Consider the following 19,537-nt stretch of genomic DNA (forward strand, 5'->3'; position numbering starts at 1 on the left):
CGCCTTGACCCCATGATCCGACGCTCCGCCATGCTCTCCGCGCCCGTCCGCCTCACCGCCCTGCTGCTGGTGCTGGTCATCGCCGCCACCGGCTGCCATCGCGGCGCCAAGAAGGGTGATCGCCCCGACGAGGGGACGCCGGTCGAACAGCTGTACGAGAAGAGCCACACGCTGATGAAGGGGGGGAACTGGAGCGGCGCCGAAGCCAGCTTCCGTCGCCTGGTGGCCCAGTATCCCTACGGCCCGTACACCGAACAGGCGATGATCGAAACCGCCTACGCGCAGTACAAGGCCGGCAAGCACGACGATGCGGTGTCGAGCATCGACCGCTTCATCCGGACCTATCCGACCCATCGCAACATCGCCTACCTGTATTACCTGCGCGGCCTGGCCAACTCCAACCGCAATACGGTTTTCCTGCGTCGCGTATGGTCCCTGGACCCCAGCCGCCGCGATCTGTCCACGCCGCACCAGGCGTATTCGGACTTCAACATCGTCGTTGACCGCTACCCGAACAGCCGCTACGCCGCCGACGCCCGCCAGCGGATGATCGAGCTGCGTGACGTATTCGCCCAGCACGAGCTGGACAACGCGCTGTACTACATGCGCCGTGGCGCCTGGGTGTCGGCCGCTGGCCGCGCCAACTACCTGCTGGAAACCTATCCGCAGAGCGCCTTCCAGTACGACGCCGTGGCAGTCCTGGCCGACTCCTACACCCACCTGGGCAACAAGACCCTGGCCGACGATGCCCGGCGCGTGCTGGAGCTGAACCAGCCCGATCACCCGTGGCTGGCAGGCAACTGGCCGAAGTACCCCTGGATGATCCGCAAGCTCAACCCGTTCGCAGGCGAGAAGTCCGCCAGTACCGGCCAGCGCAACGCGCGGCTGGAAAAGAAGTAAGAAAAGGGCCCCGCAAGGGGCCCTTCCTTTTTGTGGGGCCCGCCATGGCCGGGCCCTGCGGAGGCGCGGGCCTCAGCCCTTGTAGCCGTTGCTGATCGGATAGCGGCGTTCGCGGCCGAAGGCGCGACGGGAGACCTTCGGCCCCGGTGCGGCCTGGTGCCGCTTCCACTCGCTGATGCGCACCAGCCGCAGCACGCGGTCGACCACGGCCGCATCGTAACCGGCTGCAACGATCTCGGCGCGCGACTGCTCCTGGTCGACGTAGCGGTACAGGATGCCGTCCAGCACGTCGTAGGCCGGCAGCGAATCCTGGTCCAGCTGGTTCTCGCGCAGTTCGGCCGACGGCGGGCGGCTGATCACGGCCGGCGGAATCACCGGCGCGCCTCCCACGGTATTGCGCCACTTCGACAGACCGAATACTTCGGTCTTGTACAGGTCCTTCAACGGCGCGTAGCCGCCACACATGTCACCGTAGATGGTGGCGTAGCCGACCGCATACTCGCTCTTGTTGCCGGTGGTCAGCAGCAGGCCACCGAACTTGTTGGCCAGCGCCATCAGGATCACGCCGCGGCTGCGCGACTGCAGGTTCTCCTCGGTCACATCCGGGGTTGTGCCCTCGAACAGCGGCGCCAGCGATTCCATCAGGCCCTTGAACGCCGGCTCGATCGACACCGCTTCCAGCTTCACTCCCAACGCTTGGCACTGCTCTGCAGCCAGATCGTTGGACAGGCCTGCGGTATAGCGTGACGGCAGGCGCACGGCAGTCACGTTCTCGGCCCCCATCGCATCCACCGCCAGGGCCAGCACCAGGGCCGAATCGATGCCGCCGGACAGGCCCAGCCACACCTTCGTGAAACCATTCTTGCGGCAGTAATCCTGGATGCCACGGGTCACCGCGCGCCAGGCCAGGGCGTCCATGCTCTCGTCGCCATCGTCCATCCAGACGTGTGGCATGAAGCGACGGCTGGCACCGTCGTACTCCACCACCAGCCACTGGTCGACGAACGCAGCGGCGGCCGGGTGCACCGTACCGTCGCCATCGGCCACCACCGAAGCGCCGTCGAACACCAGTGCGTCCTGGCCACCGACAACATTGAGATACGCGATCGCCGCACCGCTCTCGCGGGTGCGCGCGGCCAGCACGGCATCGCGCTGGGCGTGCTTGCCGCGCTCGTAGGGCGAGGCATTGGGCACCACCACCAGCTGCGCGCCAGCACGCACGGTATCGGCCAGCGGCTCAGCGAACCACAGGTCCTCGCAGATCAGCAGGCCCACCGGAATGCCGTCGACGTCGAACACGCAGCTGCCGCCATCAGGGTCGACGTCGAAGTAGCGGCGCTCGTCGAACACCGCGTAGTTGGGCAGCTCGCGCTTGCGATAGGTCTGTTCGACCCGGCCATCGCGCAGCACGCTGGCGGCGTTGTACACCACCGCGCCCGCCGCCTGCGGCCAGCCGACCACAGCGGTGATACCGCGGCAGGCAGCCGCAATGCGCGCGATCGCCTGCTCGCATTCGTACAGGAACCCCGGACGCAGCAGCAGGTCTTCCGGCGGATAGCCGCTGACCGCCAGCTCGGGGAACATCACCAGCCCGGCGCCATACTCATCGCGCGCCTGGCCGATCATCTCGATGATGCGCTCGGTATTGCCGGCGACATCGCCGACCGGAAAATCGAACTGCGCCATCGCGATGCGGATCGAAGCCATGGAAGGTCCAGCCTGTGGTTGCAATGGCCCATTGTAACGCCGCACCGTGTGCCTGCCGGGCGGACCCTGCGGGTAGCGCCGGGCCATGCCCGGCGGATGACTGCGCGACGCCCAGACGCAGAAAAGCCGCCCGGAGGCGGCTTTTCCAAAGCAAGCCGAGCATGGGCTCGGCTCTACAGATCGTGCCGGCCGGAAGCCGGCAACAACCTTACTTCACCAGCTTGGCGATGGCAGCGCCCAGGTCGCCCGGCGAACGCACGGTGACGACGCCAGCCGCTTCCATGGCGGCGAACTTGCCTTCCGCCGTGCCCTTGCCGCCGGAGGCGATCGCACCGGCATGGCCCATGCGCTTGCCGGCCGGAGCCGAGGCACCGGCGATGAAACCGACGACCGGCTTCTTCACGTGGTTCTTGATGTATTCCGCACCGGCTTCCTCGGCGTCGCCACCGATCTCGCCGACCATGATGATGCCTTCGGTCTGCGGGTCTTCGTTGAACAGCTTCAGGCAGTCAACGAAGTTCAGGCCGTTGATCGGGTCGCCGCCGATGCCGATGCAGGTGGACTGACCCAGGCCGACTTCGGTGGTCTGCTTGACCGCTTCATAGGTCAGGGTGCCCGAACGCGACACGATGCCGATCTTGCCGGGCTTGTGGATGTGGCCCGGCATGATGCCGATCTTGCACTCACCCGGGGTGATGACACCCGGGCAGTTCGGGCCGATCAGCACGGTGTCCGGGTAGGAACGGGTCAGCACGTTCTTGACGCGCAGCATGTCCAGCACCGGGATGCCTTCGGTGATGCAGACGATGACCTTGATGCCGGCAGCTGCGGCTTCCAGGATCGCGTCGGCCGCGAACGGCGGCGGCACGTAGATGACCGAAGCATTGGCGCCGGTGCTCTGCACGGCGTCGGCAACGGTGTTGAAGACCGGCAGGTCGATGTGGGTGGTGCCACCCTTGCCCGGGGTCACGCCGCCAACAACCTGGGTGCCGTACTCGATCATCTGAGTCGCGTGGAAGGTGCCCTGCTGGCCGGTGAAGCCCTGCACGATCACCTTGGTGTTCTTGTTAATCAAAACAGACATGGGAATTTCCTTCGGTGTCGTGGATCAGGCGGCGTTCTTGACCGCTTCAACGACTTTCTTGGCGCCGTCGTTGATGTTGTCAGCCGGGATGATGGCCATGCCGCTGTCACGCAGCAACTGCTTGCCTTCTTCCACGTTGGTGCCTTCCAGGCGCACCACGACCGGCACCTTGACGCCCACTTCCTTCACGGCGGCGATGATGCCCTCGGCGATCATGTCGCAGCGGACGATGCCGCCGAAGATGTTGACGAAGATGCCTTCCACCTTGTCCGAGGACAGGATCAGCTTGAACGCTTCGATGACGCGCTGCTTGTTGGCACCGCCGCCCACGTCCAGGAAGTTCGCCGGCTCGCCGCCGTTGAGCTTGATGACGTCCATGGTCGCCATGGCCAGGCCGGCGCCGTTCACCATGCAGCCGATGTTGCCGTCCATGGTGACGTAGTTGATGTCCAGCTCCGAAGCGGTCACTTCGGTTTCATCTTCCTGGGACTTGTCGCGCATCGCGACCAGTTCCTTGTGGCGGAAGTTGGCGTTGTCGTCGCTGTTGAACTTGCCGTCCAGCGCGTACAGGTTGCCGTCGTCCAGGATCGCCAGCGGGTTGATCTCAACCAGCGCCAGGTCCTTTTCGTTGAAGATGCGGTACAGGTTCACCATGATGTTGGCGAACTGGCCGGCCTGCTTGGCGGTCAGGCCCATCTTGAAGCCGATGTCACGGCCGTGGTAACCCTGCACGCCCTCGACGAAGTCCACATTCAGGGTGTGGATCTTGTCCGGGGTCTCGGCAGCCACCTGCTCGATTTCCATGCCGCCTTCCGAGGAGGCGATGTAGCTGATGGTGCGGGTGCCGCGATCCACCAGGACCGACAGGTACAGTTCCTTGACGATCTCACCGGCGGTGGTCACCAGCACCAGGTTGATCGGCAGCTCGACGCCGGCGGTCTGGTAGGTGGCCATCTTGGTGCCGAGCATCTTGGCCGCTGCGGCCTTCACGTCATCGACGGTCTTGCAGAACTTGACGCCGCCAGCCTTGCCGCGGCCGCCAGCGTGGATCTGCGCCTTGACCATCCAGGGGCCCTGGCCCAGCGACTGGGCGACTTCAACCGCCTCGTCCGGAGTAGCCGCGACCTTGCCGGCCGGGACCGGGATGCCGTATTCGGCAAGCAGTTGTTTTGCCTGGTATTCGTGGAAATTCATGCGTCACCGTGGGAATAGGAACGACCGCACGCAATTCCTCAGGGCCTCCGGGGGAGGCACCGGCACGGACCGCGGCGGGCCCACTATTGTGGCCGAGCCGGCGCCGGGGCGCAAAGAAGTCTGTACGCAGTACCGGATCCGGGCGGATTTCCGCTGTCATTCAGGCAGTTGCGGATCGCCGGCAGCCGCCCGGCCGCCCTCGCCACAGGCCGATTGCGCGACGCGGACCCGCGGCCGGGCATCGCCACGACCGTATACTGGGCATCTGCGTCCGCTCGGGCATGCCCGTCGCACAACCCAGATCCAGGCAGCCAGAAGGGGAGTTCCGGCGTGTCACCCAGTGCTTCATTGATCGACCGCATCGAATCGATTCCGCGGCGCGAGCTGTACTTCTTCGCCCTGTACCGGGTGCTGATCGCAGCCGTCATCGCCGCCCTGCTGTACAGCCCGTTGTCGATGATGGTCGGCGAGGCCCACCACCCGCGGCTGGCCTACACCGTCGGCGCGGCCTACCTGGCGTTGTCGCTGCTGGCCCTGGCGATCGGCCGCAACGAACGCTGGCTGCGGCCGATCGTGGTCACCGGCGTGCTGGTGGACATCATCGCCGCCATCCTGCTGGCCCACGCCCTGCCCGGCGCCAGTGCCGGCATCTCGATGTCGCTGCTGTTCAACATCGCCGCGGCCGCCACCCTGCTGCCGCTGAGCTGGGGTCTTGGGCTGGCCCTGGCGGCGAGCCTGGCAACGGTGGGCGAATACCTGTGGAAGCTGCTGGAGGGCGGCGACCCGACCCGCACCCTGGCCGAGCTGGCGATGTTCACGACCAGTTACCTGGCCCTGGCCTTCATCAGCTACCAGGTCGGCAGCCGCGCCCGCCGCAACCAGCAGCTGGCCAACCAGCGCGGTGACGAGGTGGCCAATCTGTTCCAGATCAACGAACTGATCATCCGCCGCATGCGCACCGGCGTGCTGGTGGTGGATGCCGACAGCCGCATCACTCTGGCCAACGAGGCTGCCTCGATGCTGCTCGGCGACAGCGACGGTGCGGGCGGAACCGGCCGCCTCGATCTGGCCAGCGTCGCACCCGAGCTGGCCCGTCGCCTGCAGCGCTGGCGCAACGGCTGGACCCAGGACGAACTGCCGCTGCAGCTCAATCCGGACCAACCCGAAGTGCAACCGCGCTTCGCGCGCCTGCTGGCCGGCAGCGAACTGGCCCTGGTCTTCCTGGATGATTCCAGCGTGGTGTCGCGGCGCGCCGAGTCGCTCACCCTGTCGGCGATGGGCCGCTTCTCGGCCAGCCTGGCCCATGAGATCCGCAATCCGCTGGCGGCGATCAACTATGCCGTGCAGCTGCTGGAAGAAGGTACCGGCTTCAACGAAAGCGACCGCCGCCTGCTGCAGATCATCCGCCAGCAGTGCCAGCGCACCAACGGCATCGTCGAGAGCGTGCTGGGCCTGGCCCGGCGCGAACGTGCCACGCCGGAGAACGTGGATCTGGTCGCCTTCGTGCGCCGCTTCGTGCTGGAGTACAAGCAGGGCCAGACGCTGGAAACCGACAGCATCGAACCGATCGTCAGCGACACCTCGGTGCCGGCGCAGGTCGACACCCGCCACCTCTACCAGGTGCTGACCGTGCTGGTGCACAACGCCCTGAAGTACGGCCGCATCGGCCAGCAGCCGGCCCGCGTGCGGCTGCGTGTGGCCCGGCACGAACGCAGCGCGGTGATCGACGTGATGGACCGTGGCCCCGGCATTCCCGAAAGCGTGGCGGCGCAGCTGTTCCGGCCGTTCTTCACCACCTCCGAGCACGGCACCGGCCTGGGCTTGTACATTGCCCGCGAATTGTGCAGGGCCAACCAGGCACGGCTGGATTACATCCCGGTGCCAGCCGGCGGCTCGTGTTTCCGCTTGGTCCTGCCAGGTCCGCACACGCTGCTGCCCGATGGTTCCTGATTCTGTGCGTCAAACATTTGTCGCTTTCAGCCCCCTCGTTTATCTTTTCCGCCCATGAACGAAACCCGCAGCGCCCTCGTCGTCGACGACGAACGCGACATCCGCGAACTGCTGGTGCTGACGCTCGGCCGCATGGGGCTGCGCATCAGTACTGCAGCCAACCTCGCCGAAGCGCGCGAGCTGCTGGCCAGCAATCCTTATGACCTGTGCATCACCGACATGCGCCTGCCGGATGGCAACGGCATCGAGCTGGTCAGCGAGATCGCCCAGCACTACCCGCGCACACCGGTGGCGATGATCACCGCCTTCGGCAGCATGGATCTGGCAGTGGAAGCCCTGAAGGCGGGCGCCTTCGACTTCGTCAGCAAGCCGGTGGACATCGCCGTACTGCGCGGACTGGTCAAGCACGCGCTGGAACTGAACAACAGCGAGCGGCCCGTACCGGGCCCCGTCGCCGAACAGGGCGCCCGGCTGCTCGGCAATTCGCCGGCGATGGACGTGTTGCGTGCCACCATCGGCAAAGTGGCGCGCAGCCAGGCCCCGGTCTACATCCTCGGCGAATCCGGCGTCGGCAAGGAACTGGTCGCGCGGACCATCCACACCCAGGGGGCACGTGCTGCCGGGCCGTTCGTGCCGGTCAACTGCGGCGCGATTCCCGGCGAACTGATGGAGAGCGAGTTCTTCGGCCACCGCAAGGGCAGCTTCAGCGGCGCCCACGCCGACAAGCCCGGCCTGTTCCAGGCCGCCCATGGTGGCACCCTGTTCCTGGATGAGGTCGCCGAGCTGCCGCTGCAGATGCAGGTGAAGCTGTTGCGCGCGATCCAGGAGAAGTCGGTGCGCGCGGTGGGTGCGGCCAGCGAGGAACCGGTCGATGTGCGCATCCTGTCGGCCACCCACAAGGATCTGGCCGAGCTGGTCGAGGACGGCCGCTTCCGCCACGACCTGTACTACCGCATCAATGTGATCGAACTGAAGGTGCCGCCGCTGCGCGAGCGCCGCCAGGATCTGCCGGAGCTGGCCGCTGCCGTGCTGGCACGGCTGGCCCGCAGCCACGGCCGCACCACGCCGCTGCTCGCGCCCTCGGCGCTGGAGGCACTGGCGCAGTACGCCTTCCCCGGCAACGTGCGCGAACTGGAGAACATCCTTGAGCGCGCGCTGGCCCTGGCCGAGGAAGACCGCATCGGTGTCGACGATCTGCGCCTGCCGCAACACGCCCCCCGCATGCCCGGCAACGGCACGGCCGCCGAAGCCGTGGTCGATCTGCAGCCGGGCAGTGCCGCCCTGCCCTCGTACATCGAACAGCTCGAACGCAGCGCCATCCAGCGCGCGCTGGAAGAAAACCGCTGGAACAAGACCCGTACCGCCGCGCAGCTGGGCATCACCTTCCGCGCGCTGCGCTACAAGCTGAAGAAGCTGGGCATGGAGTAAGGGCCGCAAGACCCAGCGGTCGGATCCCTTTGCGCAGGAAAGGGCTCCGACCCCGCCAGCACAACCGCGTCAATCCTTGGTAACGCGATTGATCTCGGCCAGGCTGGTCACACCCGCCGCGACCTTCCTCAACGCCGACTGCCGCAGGTCATTGACCCCGATCGCCTGCGCGGCTTCGGCAATCTGCAGCGCATTGCCACCGGCCAGCACGATCGTGGCGATCTCGTCGGTCATCGGCATCACCTGGTAGATACCGGTGCGGCCCTTGTAACCCTCGGTGCATTCATCACAGCCCACCGCCTCATGCAGCTGGATGCCCTCATCCAGCTGGGCCTGGGTGAAGCCCTCGGCCAGCAATGCATGCTCCGGCAGCTGCGCCGGGCGCTTGCAGTTCGGGCACAGCCGTCGCGCCAGACGCTGGGCGATCACCAGGGTCACCGAGCTGGTGATGTTGTACGGCGCGATGCCCATGTTCATCAGGCGCGCGATGGTCTGCGGCGCGTCGTTGGTATGCAGGGTGGACAGCACCATGTGGCCGGTCTGCGCGGCCTTGATGGCGATCTCGGCGGTCTCCAGGTCGCGGATTTCGCCGACCATGATGATGTCCGGATCCTGGCGCAGGAACGAGCGCAACGCAGCGGCGAACGTCATGCCGCGCTTGTTGTTCTGCTGCACCTGGTTGACGCCGGGCAGCCGGATTTCCACCGGGTCTTCCGCCGTGGAGATGTTGCGCGTCTCGTCGTTGAGAATGCCCAGCGCGGTATACAGCGACACCGTCTTGCCCGAACCGGTCGGCCCGGTCACCAGCACCATGCCGTACGGCTTGTGGATCGCATCCAGGAACAGCTTCTGCTGGTCGGGCTCATAGCCGAGCTTGTCGATGCCCAGCTTGGCGGCACTGCCGTCGAGGATACGCAGCACGACCTTCTCGCCGAACAGCGTCGGCAACGTGCTCACACGGAAATCGATCTGCTTGGACTTGGACAGGTTGAGCTTGATGCGGCCATCCTGCGGCACGCGCTTCTCGGCGATGTCCAGCTGCGCCATCACCTTCAGGCGCGCGGCGATGCGCTGGTTCAACTTCACCGGCGCGCGCGCGACCATCTTCAACAGCCCGTCGATGCGCAGGCGCACGCGGTAATCGTCTTCGTACGGCTCGAAATGGATGTCCGACGCGCCCTTGCGGATCGCATCGACCAGCACCTTGTTGACGAACTTCACCACCGGGGTGTCGTCGCCCTTGGCATCGATGCCGGAGTCGCCGCCCGCGCCATCCTCATCGCCCAGGCCCACGTCGAGGTTGGCCATCCCCTCATCGTCACCGCCCAGCGCGTCACCCAGCGTGTCGTGGCTGGCGTGCCACTGTTCCAGAGTGCGGCGGATCTGGTCCTCGTCGACCAGGATCGGCTCCACCACCAGGTTGGTGTGGAACTTGATCTCGTCCAGTGCGTGGGTCGGGTTGCTGGTGCCGACGAACAGCTTGCCGCCACGCTTGAACAGCGGCAGTACGTTGTGCTTACGCAGCAGTTCCTCGCTGACCAGGCTCATCGCGTTCTGGCTGGCATCGAAGGTCGAGACGTCGAACAGCGGCATGCCGAACTCAACCGCATTGGCCGCGGCCAGCTGTGCTGCCCCCACCACCTTGTTCTGCGCGAACCACTGCGGCAGCGGCTGCCGCGCGGCGGCGGCCCGGGTCATGGCGTCGCGGGCGGTGGCCTCGTCCAGCGCACCATCCTGGACCAGACGGCGCGCCAGCCCGGTGATGCCGACAAGGTTGGGGGATGAAACAACGCTCATGGGATTCCTCGTTACTCGTGCCCTGACGGCCGGAATTCAGTTTCAGAAACGGGTTGCCGGCCCATAGCGGCCAGGTAGCTCAGCAAACGCAGGGGTCCGTTTCCTCGCGCATCGGGCGCGAGCGCCTTCCAGTACTGGTCCGTCAGTTGCCGCGACGCCGTGGTATCCCCCAGCTGCCGCGCAGCGTGCTGCATTGCACCGAACAGATAATAGCCGGTGGCCGGGTCGGCCAGCAGCATCGGCGCATGCTCGCTGCCCAACAATCGCCGGCCTTCCGTGAGTACAGCGTGGTGGTCGTCGGTGGCCGCGGCGGCAACCAGGGCAAGGCTGGCGGACACGACGGGATCTGCCGGGGTGCAGTCCATCCAGTCGCGCTGCGCCCAGAGGGCCGCCCGCTGCGCTGCCGGCAGGAACGGGATCGTTTCTCCGGCCAGCACGAACAGCAGCCGGGTGGTTTCCATCGGAGATCCGTCCAGTTCGCAGCGCGCTGCCAGCCCACGCAGCGCCTGCGCACTCATCCAATCGGCATCCGCCGCATCCGTGGGCACCTCGCCCTGCAGGAAAGCTGCCACGGCCCGTGCGGTCGGACGTTTGTCATCCCGGCTGGACGCCGGTTGCGGCAGACCCGCCGCAGCACCCGTCACCTGCCCCGTTGGCGGCGCACTGACGATCCGCCAGGGGGCCGTCATCACCTGCTGGAAATCACGGGTGAACGCCCCCTGGAAACGTGCTACCGGGGCATTCAACTTCAAGGTCGGGAAGTAATCGGAATTGCGCGCGGCCGGATACAGAGGAACGAAGGCGCGCAGCGCTGCGTCATCCATGGACAGGGCGTTCTCCAGATCGGCCACGGAATGCACGCCGATCCGCGCCAGTTCCCCGCGCAGCTGCGGCTGCTGGAACAGGCTGCCCTTCATCGGCGGCAACGTGCCCTTCGGCGTCGCCACCAGGATCAGGTCGCCACGATTGGCCAGGTAAGCGCGCACATCGGAGAACTGTTCCAGCAGCCCCGCCAGTACCGAGCTGACCAGTTCGGGGGTGATCTCATACAGCTGCAGCCACTGCACGAACACGCCACCTTCGTTGAGCTGCTGTGGCACGAACGCATAGAACTCGTCGCTGAACAGCGCCGCCGTTCCACCCACCCAGGGATTGGACGGCTCGGAAATGATCAGATCGTACTTGCGCGGACTGGCGGCGAAATAGGACTTCGCATCGTCGATCACCACGTGCGAGCGCGGATCGTTGAAGGCGCGCTCGACACGCTCGCCGAACAGACGCGCGCCCTCCACCATGGCCGGCTCGATCTCCACCGTTTCCACGCGCCCGACGCGCTGGTCGCCCAACAGCGTGTGCGTGCTGAGCCCGGATCCGAAACCGATCACACCGACGCGCTGGTAATCATCGCGCAGCGCCAACGGCAGAGCCGCCAGCAGGATCATGGTCGATTCGTCGCTGGTGGGTGCCTGTGCCATCGACACGGCCATGCCTGCATCCACTTTGCCGTTGGTGGCGATGGCACGCATGCGGCCGATCGGCTGGGTGCTTTCATAGACCGCCACGGTGGCCGTCTGCCCATCGCGCGAGAACAGCATCGTGGCGGTATCCGCCAGACGGGCCGTGCCATGGCGGTACACCGACGAATTCAGCACCAGCGGATCGAAGCGGACCAGCAAGACGGCCGCCACTACGCCAGCGACACCCAGCGCGCCAGCCTGCCACAGTGGCGAGCGCAGACGGCCCGGAGCCGCAAGCCGAAGGCGCTGCAGCAGCACCAGGCCCAGCACGATGTCGACCACCGCCGCGACCAGCAGCGCGTACTTCAGCCCCAGCAGCGGCATCAGCAGATGGATGGCCGCCAGCACACCGACGATCGCGCCGAGCGTATTGAACGCATAGGCCTGGCCGATCGCGCGCTCGCCCTGCCCGGCGCGCAGCAGCGCCAGGGTCAGCAGCGGCAGCGTCATGCCGGCGAAGAACGCCGCCGGGAACATCACCAGGCCGGCAATGGCGGCACTGGCCAGGTTGTACAGCACGTAACCATCCGCGCTGCGCACGATGACCCGCATCAGCCAGCCGACCCAATCGAAGGCCTGCGCATAGACGAACATCGAGGCCAGCGCCGCCAGCCCCATCCACACCTGCACCCAGCCGGCCACGCGCAGGGGCGACGGCATCCGGTCGGCGCGGCGGCGCAGCCACAGGCCGCCGAAGGCGATGCCGAGGATGAACGCCGCCAGCATCAGCTCGAACGAATGCAGCGTGGTGCCGAGTGCGAGCGACAGCATGCGCACCCAGGTGATTTCGTAGACGAAGGATGACGCGCCGGTCGCCGCTGCGACCAGCAGCACCAGCCGCACCGGCACTGCAGTCTCCGGTCGTACGCCGCCGGCAGCCGGCGCGGCGGAGGCCACTACCGCAGGCGCGCTGCCGTCGCGGGCCAGTGGATAGACAAGGATGGCCACCACGATGTTGAGCAGGCCGGCACTGAGGACGGTGCCCGGCAGCCCTACAGCCGGCAGCAGCGCGTAGGTGGCCACCAGGGCGCCGGCGGCCGCGCCCAGGCTGTTGGAGAAATAGAGCCCGGCCAGCACCTCACCCTGCGATCCGGGCTGCAGGCGCATGTAACCCGCACTCATCAGCGGGAAGGTCGCGCCCAGCAGGATGCATTGCGGCAGCACCAGGGCCGTGGCCAGCGCCCAGCGCAGCGCCGTGGACGAGGTACCCTCCATGCCGGGCATGAGGTGGGTGTACGCCCAGCCGGTGACGCCCTGGAACAGCCCGTCGAAACCGATACCCAGCACCCCGATCACCAGCTCGATGACCGCGTAGGCCAGCAGCGGCCGGCGCAGCAGCGCGCTGCGGCGGCTGACCAGCCACGCCCCCAGCGCCATGCCGCCCATGAACAGGATCAGCACCAGCGATTGCGCGTGCGAGGAATGCCCCAGGAACAGCCCCAGGTACTGCGTCCAGATGGACTGGTAGATCAGCCCGGCGAAGCCGGAGAGCACGAAGATCAGAAGCAGCCATGGGCCATGGCTGAATGAAGGACGGCGCATTGCGAACTCCCCAGTCGCACGGTCGATTTCAACAGAAGAACAAACTTCGCGGACTCAATGCAAGCGTGTGGCCAGGTAGGATCCGGTCAACCCGCAGCGCTGAAACGAAAACGGGGAGCCTGGGCTCCCCGTTTCCGTATGCGAGCAGCGAACGCCAATTACTCGGCGGCTGCGGCCTCACCCTGGCATGAACCCGGGCGGTACTTCGAAGCGATGGAACCTTCGCAGGTCCACTTCGGGATGACGCCATTCGCCACGTTGCTGTCGTCGGCCTTCAGCGTGATGGTATCGCCATTGATGTCGTCAGCAATGTTACGCGCGGTCGCGGTGATGGTCTTGGTGGTCGCATCCCATTCCAGCTTGTCCACATACTGGGTCTGCTGGAAATCCGGCTCCCAGGTGGCCGGCGGCAGGGCATTGTTGCTGGCCACGTATTCCGACACGTCGGTACGCAGCGAAGAAGCCGCAAGGATCACTTCCGAGACCTTGGCCTTCTTGGTGTAGTTCGAGTAAGCCGGCAGCGCGATGGCGGCCAGGATGGCGATGATCGCAACGACGATCATCAGTTCGATCAGGGTGAAGCCCTTCTGGTTCTTCATGGTGGTACGTCCCCAAGTAGTGGTGGTTGATTTTCCGGGTGCGGCAACCGGCCGGCCAGATGACCGGATGAGCAGGCTGCCCGTCCCCGCGGGTGGATCAACGCAGGTTGCGTGCCAATCTCCCATGGCCACGCCCCCCCCGATTTCCCCGCGCCAATGATGGCAGCTATTTCGCGGATGGGAACCCCCCTGCTCCGAATCTGCGATGGACGCGGCAATGTGACGCAGCGCGTCACCTTTCGCCTCGACGCGTCGAAAACCCTGCACGTCGTCACGTCGGCAGGCTCCCCGGACGGGTCTGAACCAGCTACCATCGCCGCTCAGGATGCCCGCCTGGGGATGGCGGGCCTGGGGAGCCAACATGTCTGTGAGTCGCAGTGCGATCAAGAAGGAGCCCGTGGCCCGCGCCACGATGGAACTGCAGCCGTTTGTCTGGGAGGGGACCGACAAGCGGGGCATAAAGATGAAGGGCGAGCAGCTGGCGAAGAACGCCAACCTGCTGCGCGCCGAACTGCGCAAACAGGGCATCAGCCCGGGCCAGGTCAAGCCCAAGCCGAAGCCGCTGTTCGGTGCGGCCGGCAAGCCGGTCTCGCCGAAGGACATCGCGTTCTTCAGCCGGCAGATGGCCACCATGATGAAGTCCGGCGTGCCGATCGTGTCGGCGCTGGAGATCATCGGCAGCGGGCACAAGAACCCGCGCATGAAGAAGATGGTGGACACGATCCGCACCGACATCGAGGGCGGCTCGTCGCTGTACGAGGCCATCAGCAAGCATCCGGTGCAGTTCGATGAGCTCTACCGCAACCTGGTACGGGCCGGCGAAAGCGCCGGCGTGCTGGAGACCGTGCTGGACACCATCGCCTCCTACAAGGAAAACCTGGAGGCGCTGAAGGGCAAGATCAAGAAGGCGCTGTTCTACCCGGCCATGGTGCTGGTGGTGGCGTTCCTGGTCAGCACGATCCTGCTGGTCTGGGTGGTCCCGCAGTTCGAGGAAGTCTTCCAGAGCTTCGGTGCCGACCTGCCGGCATTCACCCAGATGGTGGTGAACCTGTCGCGGTTCATGGTGTCGTGGTGGTGGCTGATCGCCATCGTCGCCATCGGCGCGGTGGTGGCGATCGCCATGACCTACCGGCGATCGGAGAAGATGCAGCACACCGTTGACCGGCTGATCCTGAAGGTGCCGGTGATCGGCCAGATCATGCACAACAGTGCGATCGCCCGCTTCTCCCGCACCACAGCGGTGACCTTCAAGGCCGGCGTGCCGCTGGTGGAGGCCCTGGGCATCGTCGCCGGCGCCACCGGCAACAAGGTCTACGGCGAGGCGGTGCTGCGCATGCGCGACGACGTTTCGGTCGGCTATCCGGTCAACATGGCGATGAAGCAGCTGAACCTGTTCCCGCACATGGTGATCCAGATGACCGGCATCGGCGAGGAGGCCGGCGCCCTTGACACCATGCTGTTCAAGGTCGCCGAATACTACGAGCAGGAGGTCAACAACGCCGTGGATGCCTTGAGCAGCCTGCTGGAACCGATGATTATGGTGTTCATTGGTACCATTGTCGGCGGCCTGGTCATTGCGATGTACCTGCCGATCTTCAAACTGGGCGCCGTCGTCGGATAAAAATACATGGCTTTTCTCGACCAGCACCCCGGCCTCGGCTACCCCGCCGCGGCCGGACTGGGACTGCTGCTGGGCAGTTTCCTCAATGTTGTCATCCTGCGCCTGCCCAAGCGGCTGGAATGGCAGTGGAAGCGCGATGCGCGCGAAGTGCTGGAGGAACCGGACTTCTACGAGCCGCCGCCGCCGGGCATCGTGGTCGAGCCGTCGCACTGCCCGCACTGCAAGCACAAGCTGTCCTGGTACGAGAACATCCCGCTGTTCAGCTGGCTGATCCAGGGGGGCAAATGCCGCCACTGCAAGGCGCCGATCTCGCTGCAGTACCCGCTGGTGGAAGCGATGACCGCCCTGCTGGTGCTGGCCTGCGTGTGGCAGTTCGGCTTCGGCTGGCAGGGCTTCGGCGCCATCGTGCTGACCTGTTTCCTGATCGCGCTGTCCGGCATCGACCTGCGCACCCAGCTGCTGCCCGACCAGCTGACCCTGCCCCTGATGTGGCTGGGCCTGATCGGCAGCATCGACAATCTGTACATGCCCGCCAAGCCGGCCCTGGTCGGCGCGGCCGTGGGCTATCTGTCGCTGTGGACGGTCTGGTGGCTGTTCAAGCAGCTAACCGGCAAGGAGGGCATGGGCCATGGTGACTTCAAGCTGCTGGCGGCGCTCGGCGCCTGGTGCGGCCTGAAGGGCATCCTGCCGATCATCCTGCTGTCCTCGGTGATCGGCGCCATCGTCGGTTCGATCTGGCTCTACAGCCGGGGACGCGATCGCGCCACGCCGATTCCGTTCGGCCCGTACCTGGCCATCGCCGGCTGGTTGTTCTTCATGTGGGGCGAACCGCTGGTGGAGCGCTACCTGGCCCTGAGCGGCCTGCGCTGAGGGGGCCGCCGTGAGCCGCTACGTGGTCGGCCTGACCGGCGGCATCGCGGCCGGCAAGAGCGAAGTGACGCGGCGCTTCGAAGCGCTGGGCATCGTGGTGGCCGACGCCGATCTGGCCGCCCGCGCGGTGGTGGCCACCGGCAGCCCGGCACTGGCCCGCATTGCCGACCGGTTCGGCACGGACATGCTGCTGGCCGATGGCAGCCTGGACCGGGCGCGCCTGCGCACCCATGTCTTCGCTGACCCGGCCGAACGGACGGCACTGGAAGCCATCACCCACCCCGCCATCCGCCTGTTGATGCAGCAGCAGTGCACGCAGGCGCCGAGCCCTTACGCCATTGCTGCGATTCCGCTGCTGACCGAGGTGGGCGGCCGCCAGGCCTATCCATGGCTGGACCGGATACTGCTGGTGGATGCACCCGAAGCCGTACAGCACGCCCGGCTGATGCAGCGCGATGGCATCGACGCCGCCCTGGCCGACCAGATGATCGCCGCCCAGGCCAGCCGCGCGCAGCGCCGGGCACTGGCCGATGACGTGGTGGTCAACGATGGGCAGCCGGACGACCTGCAGGCGCAGGTGGAGGCGCTGCACCAGCGTTATCTGGCGCTGGCCGCGAGCTGACCCGCCGGGCACGTGCCCGGCGTTGCAGAATCGTCGTTGCGGCGTCCCCGGCCATCACTGCAATGTGGCTGTCCCCCTGATTCTCTCGGCCTGCAGCTGCTGCTGCACGTGACACGTCAGTTCCCGCGCGGCCAGAATCAGCCCTTCCATCGCGCCCGGTGGCAGCACGTTCTGCTGGCCGCCCCGCGTGCGCGCGATGTGCGCGGCGTACATCACCCGGGTCAGGGTGCCGAGACCTTCGACGGCGCGCCTGAGATCGGCAGGCTGCACTGCGTCGGCGCTGACGCCGCCGGCGTCGATTGGCGTCTGCTGGGCCGGCATATGGCCGTCGCAGCGGGACAGTACGTCCTCGACGCGCTGGGCGACGTCCGGAGACAACTGGCTGATCGAGTCACCGACCAGTTGATGCAGGTTGGGGTAGCGGATGCGATGCGACATGGCGATGCTCCTGGCAGCCGGCAAAGTGCGCGGACTGGCATCTTGGCCATCTGCACGTCTGGCAATCAGGAGGTAAAAGCGTCAACTGCCCTATGACTACCCGGAACCGTGAGATCGGACACGCAGTGGACGCGGCAGAGCGTGCGCGCGCCGGGTGTCTGGCCGTGCAGAACAGATACGTTCATGCCGTTAGCGACAGCGACGCCCTGGAAGAGGCGTCCCTGTAGGGCCGGGCCCTGCTCGGCAGGCAAAGGATCTGCTACAGCGGCCTGGGCGAGAACGTCAGCGTTGCGATCACGCCGCGCTCGCCCCCGGGGCGCACGCTGACCTGCCAGCCGTACAGGTCGCAGAGGCGGCTGACGATCGACAGGCCGATGCCGCCGCCCTGCGAGTGGCCCGCGTGCGTACCGCGGTAACCGCGCTGGAACAGCTTGGCCGCATCTTCCTCGCTCAGGCCCGGACCACTGTCGGTGACCGAGACCGAGTTGGACCCTACGTGCACGCGCACTTCGCCATCCTGCGAGTACTTCACCGCGTTGCCGATGAGGTTGCCCAGCGCCACCGAAAGCGCGGCCTCGGGCGCATCGATCACCAGGTTGCGCTCGCCCTCCAGTGCCAGTTCAAGGGGCTTGCCACCCAGCTGCGCGCGGTGCGCGTCCAGCAGCTGCTCGGCCACGCGGGCAACATTGCTGGTGCCCTGCCCCCGCTCGTTCCGCGACAGCAGCAGCAAAGCGCCGATCAGATCACTGCACTGCTGCTCGGCACGCTGGATGCGCTGCAGGCGCTGCAGCACCTTTTCATCCAGGCCGGGACGGGTCAGCAGCAGCTCGGTGGCACCGCGGATCACCGCCAGCGGCGTGCGCAGTTCGTGGCTGACGTCCGCATTGAACTCACGGTCGCGCTGCACCACTTCGGTCAATCGCGAGGAGTAGTCGTCCAGCGCCTGGGCCAGCTGGCCCACTTCGTCGTCGGGGAAGCGCGGCGCCAGCGGCTCAGGCTCGCTGGTGCCGCCCCGGTAGGCGCGCAGGCGGGCCGCCAGGTCCGATACCGGCTTCATCACCTTCGAGGCCGACCACCAGCCCAGCACCAGCGACAGCAGGCTGAACACCAGCACCGACAGCACCAGTGCGCGGTTGAGCTGCTTGCCACCGCGCATGCTGTCGGTCATGTCATAGGCGAGGAAGAACCAAGCGTCGGGCGTTTTTCGCACGGCCAGCTTGTAGGAATAGGGCTCTCCGTGTTCATCGCCACTGACGCTGTGGATGCCATCGGCAAAGCCCGCCCATTGCGCGCGCTCTTCGCGCACCCGGTCGAACTTGTCCTTGGAATACGCGTACGCCCGGATCTGCAGCACCGGCGCATCCGGGTTGTGCCCGGGATGCTCGTAATAGCGCCGCGCATACTCGTCGATGTTGCGGTTCATCAGCTCCTCCACCAGCTGGTTCTCCACGCGCAGGCGTGCCCAGTTGGTAGCGAACGCGAACAGTGTTGTCAGGCAGAAGCCCAACAACACGAATGACACGATGATTCGACTGCGCAGGCGGCGCCGATACGGCGTGCGCCGGCGCTCCCCCTTGGTTGCCACGGGATCAGCTTTCCGGGGTGGCGATGCGGTATCCGATGCCATGGCGGGTCTGGATCAGCGGCACTTCGAACGGCTTGTCGACCACGGCACGCAGACCGTGGATATGGACGCGCAGCGAATCCGAGTCGGGCAGCTCCTCGCCCCACACGCGGGTTTCCAGTTCCTGGCGGGTGACCACGGCCGGCGCCGCTTCCATCAGCGCCTGCAGGATTTTCAGTGCGGTCGGGTTGAGCTGCAGCAGCTTGCCCTGGCGGCGCACTTCCAGCGTGTCCAGGTTGTACTCCAGGTCGCCGGTTTCCAGCACGCGGGTCTGCACCCCCTTGCCACGTCGGGACAGCGCGTTCAAACGCACTTCCACTTCCTGCAACGCGAACGGCTTGATCAGGTAGTCGTCCGCACCGGAATCAAAACCCGCCAGCTTGTTGTCCAGCGAGTCACGAGCGGTCAGCATCAGCACCGGGGTCTGCTTGCGCGCTTCGTTGCGAAGCTTGCGGCAGACCTCGATTCCGTCCATTCCCGGCAGGTTGAGATCCAGCACGATCGCGTCGAACTCGTGCACTACGGCCAGATGCAGTCCGGTCACGCCATCGGCGGCGAAGTCCACGGTGTGGCCCCGGTCCTCGAGGTAGTCGCCCAGATTGGCCGCAATGTCGCTGTTGTCTTCGATTACCAGGATTCTCACT

Annotated in this window: 15 protein-coding genes; 6 read left to right on the forward strand and 9 right to left on the reverse strand. The window is 66.3% G+C overall.

Translation table 11 applies throughout. The features are described 5' to 3' along the window. Positions 1-12 precede the first annotated feature (12 nt). Positions 13-900: an outer membrane protein assembly factor BamD gene (locus QMZ25_RS12550; RefSeq protein ID WP_053517021.1), complete on the forward strand. Its 888-nt coding sequence runs from the start codon at positions 13-15 to the stop codon at positions 898-900. Positions 901-972: 72 nt separating this feature from the next. On the opposite strand, the gene QMZ25_RS12555 is transcribed toward QMZ25_RS12550, so the two are convergent. The 3 genes from QMZ25_RS12555 to sucC form a co-directional block, all read right to left on the reverse strand. Continuing rightward, a complete protein-coding gene (locus QMZ25_RS12555) occupies positions 973-2,607 on the reverse strand; it encodes an NAD+ synthase (RefSeq protein ID WP_065181642.1) in 1,635 nt (544 codons plus the stop codon). A 208-nt stretch (positions 2,608-2,815) separates the two neighbouring features. Next, positions 2,816-3,691 (reverse strand): succinate--CoA ligase subunit alpha, encoded by an 876-nt coding sequence (sucD, locus tag QMZ25_RS12560; protein ID WP_005418610.1) that lies wholly within the window; start codon positions 3,689-3,691, stop codon positions 2,816-2,818. 24 nt (positions 3,692-3,715) lie between these two features. Next, positions 3,716-4,885 (reverse strand): ADP-forming succinate--CoA ligase subunit beta, encoded by a 1,170-nt coding sequence (gene sucC / locus QMZ25_RS12565; protein WP_005418614.1) that lies wholly within the window; start codon positions 4,883-4,885, stop codon positions 3,716-3,718. 330 nt (positions 4,886-5,215) lie between these two features. On the opposite strand from sucC, the gene QMZ25_RS12570 reads away from it, so the two are divergent. Both QMZ25_RS12570 and QMZ25_RS12575 read left to right on the forward strand, forming a co-directional pair. After that, positions 5,216-6,835 (forward strand): ATP-binding protein, encoded by a 1,620-nt coding sequence (locus tag QMZ25_RS12570; RefSeq protein WP_053517024.1) that lies wholly within the window; start codon positions 5,216-5,218, stop codon positions 6,833-6,835. A 54-nt stretch (positions 6,836-6,889) separates the two neighbouring features. After that, on the forward strand, positions 6,890-8,263 hold the full coding sequence (locus tag QMZ25_RS12575; protein ID WP_053517026.1) for a sigma-54 dependent transcriptional regulator: 1,374 nt from the start codon (positions 6,890-6,892) through the stop codon (positions 8,261-8,263). Positions 8,264-8,332: 69 nt separating this feature from the next. Here QMZ25_RS12575 and pilB read toward each other — a convergent pair whose 3' ends face one another. The 3 genes from pilB to QMZ25_RS12590 all read right to left on the reverse strand — a co-directional run bounded on the left by pilB (position 8,333) and on the right by QMZ25_RS12590 (position 13,718). Beyond that, a complete protein-coding gene (pilB, locus tag QMZ25_RS12580) occupies positions 8,333-10,060 on the reverse strand; it encodes a type IV-A pilus assembly ATPase PilB (protein ID WP_053517028.1) in 1,728 nt (575 codons plus the stop codon). A gap of 11 nt (positions 10,061-10,071) precedes the next feature. Next, on the reverse strand, positions 10,072-13,119 hold the full coding sequence (locus QMZ25_RS12585) for a fused MFS/spermidine synthase (RefSeq protein WP_283219716.1): 3,048 nt from the start codon (positions 13,117-13,119) through the stop codon (positions 10,072-10,074). Positions 13,120-13,277: 158 nt separating this feature from the next. Continuing rightward, the gene (locus QMZ25_RS12590; protein WP_111186751.1) at positions 13,278-13,718 is read right to left on the reverse strand and encodes a pilin; all 441 of its coding nucleotides are present in this window, start codon (positions 13,716-13,718) and stop codon (positions 13,278-13,280) included. 361 nt (positions 13,719-14,079) lie between these two features. Here QMZ25_RS12590 and QMZ25_RS12595 point away from each other — a divergent pair, with 361 nt between their 5' ends. From QMZ25_RS12595 to coaE, 3 genes are read left to right on the forward strand one after another with little or no spacing between them, the layout of a single operon-like run. Beyond that, on the forward strand, positions 14,080-15,339 hold the full coding sequence (locus QMZ25_RS12595; RefSeq protein ID WP_283219717.1) for a type II secretion system F family protein: 1,260 nt from the start codon (positions 14,080-14,082) through the stop codon (positions 15,337-15,339). 6 nt (positions 15,340-15,345) lie between these two features. After that, positions 15,346-16,209, forward strand: coding sequence for an A24 family peptidase (locus QMZ25_RS12600; protein WP_053517036.1), 864 nt, complete (start codon positions 15,346-15,348; stop codon positions 16,207-16,209). 10 nt (positions 16,210-16,219) lie between these two features. Further along, positions 16,220-16,831 (forward strand): dephospho-CoA kinase, encoded by a 612-nt coding sequence (gene coaE, locus QMZ25_RS12605; RefSeq protein WP_283219718.1) that lies wholly within the window; start codon positions 16,220-16,222, stop codon positions 16,829-16,831. A gap of 54 nt (positions 16,832-16,885) precedes the next feature. Here the strand turns inward: coaE and QMZ25_RS12610 are convergent, their stop codons facing one another. The 3 genes from QMZ25_RS12610 to QMZ25_RS12620 form a co-directional block, all read right to left on the reverse strand. After that, positions 16,886-17,269: a hypothetical protein gene (locus QMZ25_RS12610; protein ID WP_193396507.1), complete on the reverse strand. Its 384-nt coding sequence runs from the start codon at positions 17,267-17,269 to the stop codon at positions 16,886-16,888. Positions 17,270-17,528: 259 nt separating this feature from the next. Then, positions 17,529-18,896: a HAMP domain-containing sensor histidine kinase gene (locus QMZ25_RS12615; RefSeq protein ID WP_111186754.1), complete on the reverse strand. Its 1,368-nt coding sequence runs from the start codon at positions 18,894-18,896 to the stop codon at positions 17,529-17,531. Next, positions 18,859-19,536: a response regulator transcription factor gene (locus tag QMZ25_RS12620; RefSeq protein WP_053517044.1), complete on the reverse strand. Its 678-nt coding sequence runs from the start codon at positions 19,534-19,536 to the stop codon at positions 18,859-18,861. The genes QMZ25_RS12615 and QMZ25_RS12620 overlap by 38 nt, the downstream gene beginning before the upstream one ends. Position 19,537: the final 1 nt, after the last annotated feature.

The sequence above is a fragment of the Stenotrophomonas sp. RS-48 genome, from assembly GCF_030053245.1.
In the GTDB taxonomy this organism is placed as follows: domain Bacteria; phylum Pseudomonadota; class Gammaproteobacteria; order Xanthomonadales; family Xanthomonadaceae; genus Stenotrophomonas; species Stenotrophomonas maltophilia_P.